Source organism: Amycolatopsis sp. cmx-4-54, assembly GCF_046548895.1.
In the GTDB taxonomy this organism is placed as follows: Bacteria; Actinomycetota; Actinomycetes; order Mycobacteriales; family Pseudonocardiaceae; genus Amycolatopsis.
Genome location: NZ_JAEBEJ010000005.1, coordinates 238500 through 250857, shown reverse-complemented (window position 1 = coordinate 250857; position 12358 = coordinate 238500). Strand labels below are relative to the sequence as shown.

Below are 12358 nucleotides of genomic sequence, written 5' to 3'. Positions count from 1 at the left end.
CTTAAAGGACGTCGACTTCCTGCTTGGCGAGGAAATCGAACCGACACTAGCAGGAGCGGACGCTCATTCTTACGAGTGGCGCGCCCCAGGTGACGAAGGCCTCTCGAAAGCACCCGCTTGACCTGGTGACAACTATGCGTAACCATTACTCTGAGTATTCGACTCTAGGAGTCCCCTGGATCGGTCACCCCCGACCGGTCGGGGGTGAGGAAACGGAGAACCACCAGATGGGCGATTACGCCAAGGCGCTCGGGGCCAAGCTCCGCGGGATCCGCCAGCAGCAGGGTCTGTCCCTGCACGGGGTCGAGCAGAAGTCCGGAGGCCGCTGGAAGGCCGTCGTCGTCGGTTCGTACGAGCGCGGAGACCGCGCCGTCACCGTGCAGAAGCTCGCCGAGCTGGCCGACTTCTACGGGGTCCCGGTGGTCGAGCTGCTGCCGGAGGGCCGGGTGCCGTCGGGCGCGGAACCCGCCACCAAGATCGTCATCAACCTGGAGCGTCTCCAGCAGCTCCCGGCGGAGAAGGTCGGGCCGCTGGCCCGCTACGCGGCCACCATCCAGAGCCAGCGCGGCGACTACAACGGCAAGGTGCTCTCGATCCGGACCGAGGACCTCCGTTCGCTGGCGATCATCTACGACATGACCCCCGGCGAGCTCACCGAGCAGCTGATCGACTGGGGTGTGCTGCCGCCCGAGGCTCGACCGTCCAAAGAGGACTAGAGATGGCGACGTTTTCGGTCCGGGGGGACCGGAAACGCCAACCGACACCACCGAGCACGAGAACGGGCCGTGCCCTCGGCAGAGGACACGGCCCGTTGCAGTACGTCTGCTAGAGGACCGCGCGGAGCCGGTCCGCGATGGTGCCGATCCGGCCGAGCACGCCGTTCACGAAGCGCGGCGAATCGTCGGTCGACAGCTCCTTCGCCAGCCCGACGGCCTCGTCGATGGCGACCGGGTCCGGCACGTCCTCGGCCCACAGCAGTTCGTAGACGCCGACGCGGAGCACCGCCAGGTCCACCGGCGGCATCCGGTCCAGCGTCCAGCCCTGAGCGTGCTCCGAGAGCAGCTCGTCGATCTGGGTCTTGCGGCCGGTGACGCCCTCGACCAGCGAGATCGTGTAGTCCGCGATCGGGTCGACCTCGACCGAACCGACCCGGTCCGCCAGCAGCGTCACCGCGTCGGCACCGCGCTGGGCGGCCTCGTACATCATCTCGACGGCCCGCTTGCGGGCCTGGCGACGGCTGATCGGCCCGCCGCGGTTCGGGGACTTGCCGGATTTACCTGAGCCTGCCATCAGCTGGAGACGCGGCCCAGGTAGCGGCCGTCACGGGTGTCGACCTTGATCTTCTCGCCGGTGGTGAGGAACAGCGGCACCTGGATCTCGGCGCCGGTCTCCAGGGTGGCGGGCTTGGTACCACCGGTGGAGCGGTCACCCTGCAGACCCGGGTCGGTGTGCTGGACGATCAGCTCGACCGAGGTCGGCAGCTCGATGTACAGCGGGACACCCTCGTGCACCGCGACCTGGACCTCGAAGTTCTCGAGCAGGTAGTTCGCGTTGTCGCCGACGGTCTCGGCCAGGACGGTGATCTGGTCGTAGGTCTCCGCGTCCATGAACACGAAGTCCGCACCGTCCTTGTACAGGTACGTCATGTTGCGGCGGTCGACGGTGGCCGTGTCGACCTTCGTCCCCGCGTTGAAGGTCTTGTCGACGACCTTGCCGGTCAGCACGTGCTTGAGGGTCGTGCGGACGAACGCGCCGCCCTTGCCCGGCTTGACGTGCTGGAACGCGGTGACGGTCCAGAGCTGGCCGTCGAGGTTGAGGACGAGCCCGTTCTTCAGGTCGTTGGTGGTGGCCACGAGTGTGCAGTCTCCTGTGTCGATCTTCCGGGCCGCCGTCAGACGACCACGAGTTCCTTGGTGCTCAGCGTGAGGAGTTCGGGCGTACCTTCCCGCACGACCAGCGTGTCCTCGATGCGCACGCCTCCGCGTCCGGGCAGATACACACCAGGCTCGACGGTGACGGCCATACCGGCGGACAGTGTACCGACGCCGGTGGCAGCGAGGCTGGGCGCCTCGTGCACCTGCAGCCCGACGCCGTGGCCGAGCCCGTGGCCGAACTCCTCACCGCGCCCCGCGCCGACGATCACACCACGGGCCGCTTTGTCCACTTCGGACACTTCCGCGCCGGGGAGGACGGCGTCACAGCCCGCCGCCTGCGCGCGCTGGACCAGCTCGTAGATCTCCTCCTGCCAGGCCGCGGGCTTGCCGAGGACGAACGTGCGGGTCATATCGGAGTGGTAGCCGTCGACCGTGGCCCCGAAGTCGATCTTGACGAAGTCGCCGGTCGCCAGCACGGCCGAGGTGGGCCGGTGATGCGGGATCGCGGAGTTGGTGCCCGCCGCGACGATCGTGTCGAAGGACGGCCCGGTCGACCCGTGGCCGAGCATGCGATTCTCGAGGTCACGGGCGACGTCCAGCTCGGTCCGGCCCGGCCGGAGCCCGCCGGCGGACACCAGGTCCTCCAGCGCCCGGTCGGCCGCCGCGCACGCCTGGCGCAGCGCCTCGATCTCCTGCTCGTCCTTGACCAGCCGCAGCTGCTCGACGAGCCCCGGCGTCCGGACCAGCTCGACGCGGTCGAAGCGGACCTTGAGATCTTCGTGCTGCTCGACACTGACGTGCTGGCTCTCGAACCCGGTCTTGCCGAGCTTCTTCTCGGCCGCCAGATCGGCGAGCTTCGCCGCGCTCGCGCGGTCGAGCACCCGCTCGAGGTCGGGCACCTCCGTGGCCGACTGGACCGTGTAGCGGCCGTCGGTGCAGAAGATCGTCTTGTCGTCGCCGCTCCCGTGAACGAGGAGAGCGGCGTTGGACCCGGTGAAGCCGGTCAGGTACCTGATGTTGAGCAGGTCCGTGACCAGCAGCGCGTCCACCCCGGAGTCGGCCAGCAGGGAACGCAGCGCCGCGCGGCGGCGAGAGAAGTATTCACGCACGTGATGGAGTTTAGGGGGTGGGCTACCGGTGGCACGCGTTTCGGCGCCGCCCGAGTCCGTGAAGGCCTCCTTGAGGGACTCTGGGTCCCTCAAGGAGGCCTTCACGGACTCGGGCGATCACCACCACAGCATCAGCAGCCTCGACGTCTGCGCGGGAAGGGGCCTTCAGGTGCCCAGGGAAGCAGATGTGACTCCAGTGAGCGTTGTGGCCTGGGTGGCGCTGCCTGCGGCGGGGCGTGACAGTCGCTACTGGCGAGTTAAACTCCCCCAATGGCACCGTGGCTGACTCGTGGACTCGTGATGGCGCTGCTGCACGGCGCGGCCGTCACCGTGCTGGCCAAGTACGAGGTCTTCAACCCCACCGACAAGACCCTCGTCACCGCACTCACCCTCGCCGTCCTCGTCGGTGCGGCCGCGGGCTGGGGCGCCGTGGACGCCTGGCAGGGCAAACCCGAACGCGGCAGGAACTGGTTCATCGCGGCGCTGATCGCCGGTCCGGTGTCGGGCGTGCTGTACGTGATCGGCCGCGCGGTGTTCGTCGATCAGACCGGCGCTTCGGAGCTCGGCGGCGCGCTCACCGGCGGCGCCGCCTTCTCGGCCCTGCTGGTGCTCATCCCGGCCGGGCTCGGCCTGTTCGTCGGCGGCCGCATCGCCAAACCCGATCAGCCCGCGAGCGAGAAACCTGCCGGGAAGCCGTCCCAGGCCTGATCGGCGATCGTCTCGACGGCCGAGTCGTTCAGCACCGCCGCCCCGCCGTCCGGTAGCGCGAAGAGCTTGCCGTCGAGCACCATGCCGAACCCTCGCCCCGGTGCGTGCACCACCCTCGCCCCGGCGCTCAACCGCGCCGTCCGCGGGAGGTCCTCGACGACCTTCAGGCGCTGGTTCAGCACCTCACCCGCGAGCACCGCCGCCACCGAGCGCCGGTCGACCCGCACCAGGGTGCCGTCGGCCACCAGGTCGATGGTCCGCTGCGGCGACGGCATCGCGACGCCTTCGAACGCGGTCCGGATCCGGGCCTCGTTCTCGCACGCCCGCGAACCGCGGACGTCCAGGCCGAAGTGCTTGAGGTCGGTCGGCGCCGCCGCGCCCCCGATGACCGTGGCGCGGACGACGTCGAACGGCACCCGGTCGCAGACGTCGCCCGAGGAGAGCGGCGCGTGCCCGTCGGGCCGCCGGACCAGCCCCGGGCCTTCCTTCCAGACGCCGGGGATGAGCGCCTGCCGGTACGGCTGCGCGGAGAAGTCCCTGGTCCAGAACGTGAGGCTGGTGCCCTTTTCGGTCTCGTGCGCGATCACGAAGGCGTCGAGCGAACCGACCCACATCAGGTCGGTGCTGAACCCGTCGACCAGCGAACGGGGGCGCGGCGAGTTCGTGGTGGGCCAGGCGACGAAGCCCTGCTCCCCCAGCGTTTCCACGTTCCGGGTGAACGCCGCGTCCTTGGCGCGGAGCAGGAACTGCCCGGCGCCGTTCCATCCGGCGCCCTTCGCCGTGGTGTCGGTGAAGAGCACGTAGAACCAGCCGTCGAGGTACACCGCCGAGGGCTGGCCCGCGCCGTAGACGTTGTCGCGGTGCACGTCGTGCGACGGCCCGATGATCGGCTTCCCGCCGGCCGCGCGCGTCCAGGAGAGCCCGTCGGGGCTGGTCGCGAGGCCGATCGAGTTGCCGAGCGCGTGATCGCCCGCCGCGCCGGTGTAATACATGTAGTAGGTCGAGCCGACCTTGATCACCGACGGATCGCAGGTGTGCATGCCGTCGAAACCGCCGGGCGCGCCCGAGAACACCGCCGCCGGGCCACCACCGGACGGCCCGGTGAAGGGGCCGTCGAGCGAGGACGACTGCGCGTAGAGGACGTCGTCGCCGGGAGGCTGGGCGCTGCCGTACTGGCTGCACCACCACATCTTGAGTTTGCCGCCGTCCCGCATCACGGTGGGGCTGTAGTTGTAGACCGCGTCCTGACCGCCCGCGGCCACCACGCCGCCGCTGGCCCGCGGATCGCTTGTCGCGAGCTCGACGTCCATCGGGCGCGGCTTTTCCTTGGGCGCCTGCTGGGCCCCGCCGATCCCGCCGCCCTTGCCGTCGGCCTGGGACTGCACCGTGCCGTCGCTGCACGCCGCGAGGACCGCGCCGGCCGCGAGGAGGGCCACGACGGCACGGGCGGGTCGCCGACCCCCACGAAAAAGGCGCATGATGGCCGAGTGTAGCGAGGCTTAACCCGGTCGAGTGACCTCAGTACCCGGGAGGGCGACCAGTTCCACTTCGAAGCCATCGGTGTTTTCGAGGTAGGCGGCGTAGTGGTGATCACCGCCCGCATACGGATACTTGTCCGCGAACATCGGCGACCAGCCGTGTCCGAGGGCCTCCACGGCCAGTTCGTTCACCCGTTCGCGGGACTCGACGTGCAGGGCGAGATGGTTCAGACCCGGCGCGGTGCGCTCGTGCTTTTCGCCGCTGAGCGCGGGAGAACGCTCGACGACGAGGTAGGTCGCGCCGTGTTTCCAGCTGACCCCGGCCGGCCAGCGCTGGAACTCCCGCCAGCCGAGTTCGCCGAGCAGCCAGCCCCAGCTCTCCTCCGCGCGGCAGAGATCGGGGACCCACAGCTCGATGTGATGCGCGCGGCCGTGGTCCGAAGGCAGCGCGACGAAGACCCGATGCGGCCCGCTGCCGTAGTGGTCACCGCCGCCGACGTCGAGGAAACCCAACCGCCGCAACAGGTTCTGACTGCCCACATTGGACTCACCGACGAGCGCCCACACCGACGACAGGCCGAGCCCGACGAGGCCGTGCTCCAGCAGCGACTTCGCGGCCTCGGTCGCGAGGCCCTGCCCGCCGTGCGCACGCGCCAGGTAATAGCCGATCTCCGGCACGTCGCCGGGCAGCTCCTGCGACGGCCGCAGATGCGCGAGGCCGATCACCGCGCCGTCGCGTTCGATCGTCCAGTGCCCCATCCCCGCCGGGCCGTCGTAGGACAACCTGCGGCCGACCATTTCGCGGACGCGTTCCGGCTCGGTGAGCGGCATCGCGAAATGCGCGCTCATCTCCGGGTCGGCGAAGAACTCGACGATCGCGTCGGTGTCCGCCTCCGTCAGGGCGCGTAACCGCAGTCTCGCGGTTTCAAGGGTGGGAGGGTTGTTCATGCCGCGTTCGCGGCCATCCAGCGCAGGGCCAGCGGGTACCCGTCGACCCCGAGCCCGGCGATCACGGCGGTGGCGACATCCGACAGCACGCTGTGGTGCCGGAACTGCTCACGCTTGTGCACGTTGGAGATGTGCAGCTCGATCAGCGGCGCCTTGAGCTGGGCGGCGGCGTCGCGGACCGCGATCGAATAGTGCGTCCACGCGGCGGCGTTGAGCACCACCGGCCATCCCGCGTCGGCGGCCTCGTGCAGCCAGCCGACCATCTCGCCCTCGTGATCGGTCTGCCGGACCTCGACGTCGATCCCCAGTTCCTTGCCGGTCTCGACGCAGGTGGAGACGAGATCCGCGTGCGTGGCCGAACCGTAGATACCGGGCTCACGCAGGCCCAGCCTGCCGAGGTTGGGGCCGTTGAGGACGAGCACCTTCACAGCAGCACGCTCCCGCCCGGCTTGGGGGCGTCGCCGGCCACCACCGAGTACGCGGCGGCGAGCAGCGACGGGTCCGGGCCTTCCAGCCTGCCGGGTTTGGCGAGCCCGTCGAGGACGACGAAACGCAGCACACCGGACCGGGTCTTCTTGTCACCCTTCATCGTCTCCAGCAGTTGCGGGAGCGCGTCCGGGTCGTAGGTGGTCGGCAGGCCCAGCAGCTTGAGCACGGACGAGTGCCGCTCGGCGGTGGCGTCGTCGAGACGGCCCGCCAGGCGCGCGAGCTCGGCGGCGAACACCAGGCCGACGCTGACCGCCGCGCCGTGGCGCCACCGGTACCGCTCGCGGCGCTCGATGGCGTGGGCGAGCGTGTGGCCGTAGTTGAGGATCTCGCGCAGATCCGACTCGCGCAGATCCGCGGCGACGACATCGGCCTTGACCTGGATCGAGCGGCGGACCAGCTCGCCGAGGACCTCGCCGGTGGTGTCCAGCGCCGCGGCGGGATCCTGCTCGACGAGTTCGACGATGCGGGGGTCGGCGATGAAACCGGCCTTGACCACCTCCGCCATTCCGGCGACGAGTTCGTTGGGGGGCAACGTTTCCAGTGTCGCGAGGTCGACGAGGACCGCGCTCGGCTCGTGGAAGACGCCGACCAGGTTCTTGCCGGCCTCGGTGTTGATGCCGGTCTTCCCGCCGAGGGAGGCGTCGACCATGCCCAGCAGCGTGGTGGGCACGTTGACCAGGCGGACACCGCGCATCCAGGTGGCGGCGACGAAACCGGCGAGGTCGGTCACGGCGCCGCCGCCGAGCCCGACGACCACGCCCTGGCGGTCGAGGCCGATGCGGCCGAGGACCTCCCAGCAGAAGCTGGCGACGGTGAGCGCCTTGCCGTCCTCGGCGTCGGGGATCTCGACCCGGTGCGCGTCGATCCCGGCCTCGGCCAGTTCGTCGCGGATGGCCTCCGCGGTGGTCGTCAGCGTCGGCGGGTGGATCAGCGCGACCTTGGAGGCGTCGGCGAGCTGCTCGGTGAGCTCGCTCAGCAGGCCGCGGCCGATGACGACGTCGTAGGGCTTGGCGGTGTTGACGGTGATGCGGACCGGCTCGGTCATCGTTCCCCTCACTTCGGCGGAAGCCGCTTGGCCCTCGCGACCTCGCAGGTGATCTTGCCCTTGACCGGGGTGTCCCCCGGGATCTCTTCGGTCACCGTCTGGCCGGGCGTCATCCGGTTCTTCGCGAACAGTGCCTCACCGGAGGGCTTGCCGTCAGCGTCCTTGATCGCGATGGTGACGGCGTACCGCGCGTCTTCCGCGGTGCTGTTGGTGACCTCGATGGTGATCTTCGGGGTGTAGCTGTTGCTGTCGCATTTGGTGACCTTGACGTCGGCCGCGACATCCGCTTCCGGAGCGGCCGACGCGGGCGCGCCGGTGGTGGCCGCTCCGGCCTGGACGACGTCGGCTCCCGCGGGCTGCTTCTCCTCGCCGCACGCGGTCAGGGTCAAGGCGACGACGGCGAGCAGTACGCCGGCGGTAGTGCGCTTCATGCTCGGTCCTTGCTGATCTCGTGCAGCCCGATGAGGGCGGCCTCGACGACCTCGTCGGCGGTCAGGCGGTCGGTCTCGATCTCGAACGTGGCCACCTCGCGGTACACCGGCAGGCGCGCGTCGAGAAGCGCCTTGTAGGTGGCGCGGGGGTTCACCCCGGCCAGCAGCGGGCGCGCGGTCGAGAGCCCGGCGCGCTGGACGCCCGCGGCCATCCCGACGTTGAGGAAGATCACGGTGTGCCCGGCGAGGCGTTCACGGGTGCCCGGCGTGATCGGGGCTCCCCCGCCCAGCGAGAGGACGCCTTCGTGCTCGGCCAGCGCCTTCGCGACCATCTCTTCCTCCAGCGCGCGGAAGACGGGCTCGCCCTCCTCGGCGAAGATGTCGGTGATGGGCTTGCCCGCGCTCGCGACGATGTCGTCGTCGCTGTCGCGGAACGCGAGACCGAGCCGGGCGGCGAGCGCCGGGCCGACCGTGCTCTTGCCCGAGCCCGGCGGCCCGATGATCACCGCGCGAGGAGTCACCAGCGCTCCTCGAGCGCCTTCAGGTAGGCCTCGGCGTTGCGCTTGCCCTCGGCCAGCGAGTCGCCGCCGAACTTCTCCAGCGCGGCGTCCGCGAGCACCAGCGCGACCACCGACTCCAGCACGACCCCGGCCCGGGGGACCGCGCAGACGTCGGAACGCTGGTGGATGGCCACCGCGGGTTCGCCGGTGGTGACATCCACAGTGGACAGTGCTTTGGGGACGGTCGAGATCGGCTTCATGGCGACGCGCACGCGCAGCGGCTCGCCGTTGGTGATGCCGCCTTCGAGGCCGCCCGCGCGGTTGGACCGGCGGGTCACCCCGACCGGGCCGGTGCCGCGGTCGATCTCGTCGTGGGCCTGGCTGCCCCAGCGCTTGGCCGTGGTGAAACCGTCGCCGACCTCCACGCCCTTCATCGCCTGGACGCCCATGAGCGCGCCGGCGAGACGGGCGTCGAGCCTGCGGTCCCAGTGGACGTGCGAGCCGAGGCCCGGCGGCAGGCCGTAGGCGATGACCTCGATCACGCCGCCGACGGTGTCACCCGCCTTCCGCACGGCGTCGACCTCGGCGACCATCGCGTCGGTCCCCTCCTGGCCGAAGGCGCGGACCGGGCTCTCGTCGATGGCGGGCAGATCCGACGGCACCGGCAACGGGCCCTCGGGCGCCGACGCCCCGCCGATGGACACGACGTGGCTGAGGATCTCGACCCCGAGCAGCTGCGTGAGGTACGCGCGGGCCACCGTGCCGAGCGCCGTGCGGGACGCCGTCTCGCGGGCGCTCGCGCGCTCCAGCACCGGACGCGCCTCGGGGAAGCCGTACTTCTGCATCCCCGGCAGATCCGCGTGGCCGGGCCGGGGACGCGTCAGCGGCTCGTTGCGCGCGAGGCCTTCCAGCTCCTCGGCGGGCACGGGATCGGCCGACATGACCTTCTCCCATTTGGGCCACTCGGCGTTCTCGATCTGGACCGCGACGGGACCGCCCTGGGTGAGCCCGTGCCGGACGCCGCCGGTGAACTCGATGTGGTCGGTCTCGAAGCCCATCCGGGGGCTACGGCCGAAGCCGAGCCTCCGGCGCGCGAGCTGCTCGCCCACTTCGGCGGTGGTGACCTCGACCCCGGCAGGCATCCCTTCCAGGATGGCGGCGAGGGCGGGTCCGTGCGATTCCCCTGCGGTTATCCAGCGCAACACCTGACAGATCCTGTCACAACCTCCTCTCTGTCCGGGTACAGGCCGGGCTATCCCGGACCTGGTCCGGCGAAGACGGCGAGCGCCCACGCCGCGACCAGGAGACCGGGCCCGTGCGGCACCGTGGGATGCCGGGGCCCGCCCACCGCGAGCGCCACGCTCAGCAACGCGGCGGCGACGGCGCCGAGCACGATCGACGGCCAGCCCGTCGCGGCGAGGACCGCTCCCAGGCTGCCCGCCAGCTTCACGTCCCCGGCACCGAGCGAGCGTGGCGACCACGCGTGGACGAGCGCGTGCGCCCCGCCGAAGACCAGCGCGCCGAGCACGGCCCGCCACGCGATGGCCGCTCCTCCCCCGTGCGCGGCGAGCGCGAGGGCGGCGGCCAGCGCCGGATACGCGGGCAGGGTCAGGACGTCGGGCAGGCGACGGTACCTCAGGTCAGCGAGCGCCAGCGGGACGGCGAAGACGGTCAGCACGGCCGGGACCGCGAGCCACCACGACGGCCAGGCTCCCGACTGATACCTGAGGCAGACCGCGACGAGCGCCACCGCCGTGAGGGCGGCGGCCCACGCCGTGATCGGCGCTCCGGCCCGGCGCAGGCAGGAGCGCGTGGCGAGCGCCGATCCGGCGCCCGCCACCGCGAAGGCGATCGGCGTGAACACAAGATCAAGAGTGCGCCCGTCGCGCTCGGTGCGGCAAGGATTTCTTTTCGTGACAGGAACTTTCACGCACTTTCGGCAGGTCGGGCGTGGGTGCGGAAGTCGTGAATGGACCATTCATGCGCGGGCAGGCGGGGGCGGGGCTGAAGGGGGCCTTTTACTGCGTGGCATGCGGCGACGGGAGCTTTCGTCGCATGGCATGCGGGGAAAGCGTCCTTCAGCCCCGCCGACCGGTGCTGAAGGAGCGAGCGGCGCTCAGCACCCTTCTTGAAGGCAAGACAAGATGACAGGTTGCGAAAGCCACTTTCGCAACGTTGAAGGTTGCGAAAGTGGCTTTCGCAACGTCGACGGCAGGGGGCAGAGCGGTCGGCAAGGGCGTAGCGAAGGCCTGTCATGACACCGGGATCAGGGGCTCATCCGCAGCAGCGGGAGACCCGAGGGCGTGCGGATCTCCAGCGCCTTGATGTCTCCGGTGCGCATCGCGGTGCCGACCACGATATGCGCGGTGTCCTTGGGCATCGCGCGCCAGGACGCCAGCTCGCTGGTGCCGCCGTCGGCGCCGACGGCGACCAGGATGTAGTCCCCGGTGCGGTTGCCGCCGTAGCTGCAGGTCATGTCGACCTTCGTGCCGGTCTCCGTGGCGGACATGGCGACCTCGGCGGTCACCGGGTAGTCGCCGAGCGGGGTCATCGGGTCGCCCACCGCCGCGACCGGCCCGGTCAGGACGACCACGAGCGCGACACCGGCGGCGACGGCGACCCCGGCCGCGGTCGTGGTGATGGCCCGTTGGATCCGCCTTCCCCGGCGGACCCGTTTGAGCACGGTCGGCAACAGATCCGGCGAGGGGTCCTCCAGCAGCGCAGGGGCACCGGCTTGGGCGAGCAGCCCGGGAATCCCGGCCAGGTCGCGCACGGAAGCCGCGCACCGGTCACAGACGCGAAGGTGCTGCTCGTAGGCGGACCGGTCTTCCGGGGACAACGCCCCGAGCACGTAGGCCGCGTCGTAGGTGGCGAAGGGGTCGGTCATTGAGTCACCCCTCTTTCCTCCAATATCAGCCGCAGCGCCCGCAACGCGTAGTGCGTCCGCGACTTGATCGTCCCTTCGGCCACACCCAGCCGTTTCGCAGCGTCGGCGACGGAGTAACCCTGGAAATAACACAGGACGAGGACGTCCCGATGTCTTGGCGAGAGCTCGCCGAGGGCTTCGGCGACCAGCCAGCCCTGGACGGCGCGTTCGGTGCCGTCGGTGACCGCCGTTTCGGGCGGTTGGCCGGTCACCACCTCGGGGTGGGCCTCGGAAGCGCGCCAGTCGTCGATGGCGATCCGTCTCGCCACGGTGAACAGCCAGCCCCGCGCCGACCCTTCGGACTGGTCGAGCACCTTGGCGTTGCGCCAGGCCCGCAGCAGCGTCTCCTGGACGACGTCTTCCGCGCGGACCCGGTCGCCGCTGGTGAGGTGCAGCGCGTAGGACCAGAGTGCCGCCGCGTGCTCGTCGTGCAGAGCCCGCATCAGCCGGTCCTCCGCGAATTCCTTCACCGATCCGTGCTTTCCCGGTTCAGGAGCAGCGGGAGCGCGAAGACCACGCAAGCCACTTCGGTGATCAGGCCCCACAGCTCGGCCTGGGTGGTGAAGCGCTCCGTGACGCCGAAGAACCCTGTGGTCAGCGAGAGCACGTACGCGCCCAGCGTCGCCAAGCCGAAGCCGATCGCCGCGAGCGCGGGCAGCCAGTGGTGCCAGACCAGGACGGCGACCGCGATGACCACGCCCGCCACCACGTTCACCAGGAAGAGCGGGCCGACCACAGCCGTTTCCGAGGCCCAGTCCTGCCATACGACGTAGTGCACCCATGCCGAGCCGAGCAGGCCCGCCGCCACGATCGCCCGCGACAACCACCGGATCATGTCCGTATCTCTTTC

General features: G+C 70.4%; 16 protein-coding genes. 2 read left to right on the top strand and 14 right to left on the bottom strand.

The features are described from left to right. Positions 1–227 precede the first annotated feature (227 nt). Positions 228–716 (top strand): transcriptional regulator, encoded by a 489-nt coding sequence (locus ACLJQ7_RS18430; protein WP_003096372.1) that lies wholly within the window; start codon positions 228–230, stop codon positions 714–716. Between the two features lie 109 nt (positions 717–825). On the opposite strand, the gene nusB is transcribed toward ACLJQ7_RS18430, so the two are convergent. Genes nusB through ACLJQ7_RS18415 form a run of 3 tightly spaced genes read right to left on the bottom strand, consistent with a single transcriptional unit; the run spans position 826 to position 2983 of the window. Beyond that, positions 826–1290 (bottom strand): transcription antitermination factor NusB, encoded by a 465-nt coding sequence (gene nusB / locus ACLJQ7_RS18425; RefSeq protein ID WP_219153080.1) that lies wholly within the window; start codon positions 1288–1290, stop codon positions 826–828. Continuing rightward, positions 1290–1853 carry an elongation factor P gene (gene efp, locus ACLJQ7_RS18420; protein ID WP_005152384.1) on the bottom strand — a complete coding sequence of 188 codons (564 nt, stop codon included), beginning with the start codon at positions 1851–1853 and terminating at the stop codon, positions 1290–1292. Before efp ends, nusB begins: the two co-directional genes overlap by 1 nt. A 38-nt stretch (positions 1854–1891) precedes the next feature. Beyond that, positions 1892–2983, bottom strand: a complete 1092-nt coding sequence (locus ACLJQ7_RS18415; RefSeq protein ID WP_410649422.1) for a M24 family metallopeptidase — start codon at positions 2981–2983, stop codon at positions 1892–1894. Positions 2984–3253: 270 nt separating this feature from the next. Here ACLJQ7_RS18415 and ACLJQ7_RS18410 point away from each other — a divergent pair, with 270 nt between their 5' ends. After that, complete coding sequence (locus tag ACLJQ7_RS18410; protein WP_410649421.1) at positions 3254–3691, top strand: B-4DMT family transporter; 438 nt, start codon at positions 3254–3256, stop codon at positions 3689–3691. Here ACLJQ7_RS18410 and ACLJQ7_RS18405 read toward each other — a convergent pair. The 11 genes from ACLJQ7_RS18405 to ACLJQ7_RS18355 form a co-directional block, all read right to left on the bottom strand. Then, positions 3646–5169: a beta-xylosidase gene (locus tag ACLJQ7_RS18405; protein ID WP_410649420.1), complete on the bottom strand. Its 1524-nt coding sequence runs from the start codon at positions 5167–5169 to the stop codon at positions 3646–3648. The two genes, ACLJQ7_RS18410 and ACLJQ7_RS18405, sit on opposite strands and share 46 nt — an antisense overlap. 21 nt (positions 5170–5190) lie before the next feature. Then, positions 5191–6117, bottom strand: a complete 927-nt coding sequence (locus ACLJQ7_RS18400; protein ID WP_410649419.1) for a GNAT family N-acetyltransferase — start codon at positions 6115–6117, stop codon at positions 5191–5193. Continuing rightward, positions 6114–6545 (bottom strand): type II 3-dehydroquinate dehydratase, encoded by a 432-nt coding sequence (gene aroQ, locus ACLJQ7_RS18395; protein ID WP_034311649.1) that lies wholly within the window; start codon positions 6543–6545, stop codon positions 6114–6116. Before aroQ ends, ACLJQ7_RS18400 begins: the two co-directional genes overlap by 4 nt. Beyond that, positions 6542–7651, bottom strand: coding sequence for a 3-dehydroquinate synthase (gene aroB, locus ACLJQ7_RS18390; protein ID WP_410649418.1), 1110 nt, complete (start codon positions 7649–7651; stop codon positions 6542–6544). Before aroB ends, aroQ begins: the two co-directional genes overlap by 4 nt. An 8-nt stretch (positions 7652–7659) precedes the next feature. Continuing rightward, on the bottom strand, positions 7660–8082 hold the full coding sequence (locus ACLJQ7_RS18385) for a hypothetical protein (protein WP_410649417.1): 423 nt from the start codon (positions 8080–8082) through the stop codon (positions 7660–7662). Next, a complete protein-coding gene (locus ACLJQ7_RS18380) occupies positions 8079–8603 on the bottom strand; it encodes a shikimate kinase (protein WP_410649416.1) in 525 nt (174 codons plus the stop codon). The genes ACLJQ7_RS18385 and ACLJQ7_RS18380 overlap by 4 nt, the downstream gene beginning before the upstream one ends. Then, a complete protein-coding gene (gene aroC / locus ACLJQ7_RS18375) occupies positions 8600–9787 on the bottom strand; it encodes a chorismate synthase (protein ID WP_410649415.1) in 1188 nt (395 codons plus the stop codon). The genes ACLJQ7_RS18380 and aroC overlap by 4 nt, the downstream gene beginning before the upstream one ends. Positions 9788–9834: 47 nt before the next feature. Then, positions 9835–10446, bottom strand: a complete 612-nt coding sequence (locus ACLJQ7_RS18370) for a prepilin peptidase (RefSeq protein WP_410649414.1) — start codon at positions 10444–10446, stop codon at positions 9835–9837. 402 nt (positions 10447–10848) lie between these two features. Beyond that, positions 10849–11469, bottom strand: a complete 621-nt coding sequence (locus tag ACLJQ7_RS18365; protein ID WP_410649413.1) for an anti-sigma factor family protein — start codon at positions 11467–11469, stop codon at positions 10849–10851. Then, positions 11466–11978 carry a sigma-70 family RNA polymerase sigma factor gene (locus ACLJQ7_RS18360; protein WP_125675061.1) on the bottom strand — a complete coding sequence of 171 codons (513 nt, stop codon included), beginning with the start codon at positions 11976–11978 and terminating at the stop codon, positions 11466–11468. Before ACLJQ7_RS18360 ends, ACLJQ7_RS18365 begins: the two co-directional genes overlap by 4 nt. Beyond that, the gene (locus ACLJQ7_RS18355) at positions 11975–12343 is read right to left on the bottom strand and encodes a hypothetical protein (protein ID WP_410649412.1); all 369 of its coding nucleotides are present in this window, start codon (positions 12341–12343) and stop codon (positions 11975–11977) included. Before ACLJQ7_RS18355 ends, ACLJQ7_RS18360 begins: the two co-directional genes overlap by 4 nt. Positions 12344–12358: the final 15 nt, after the last annotated feature.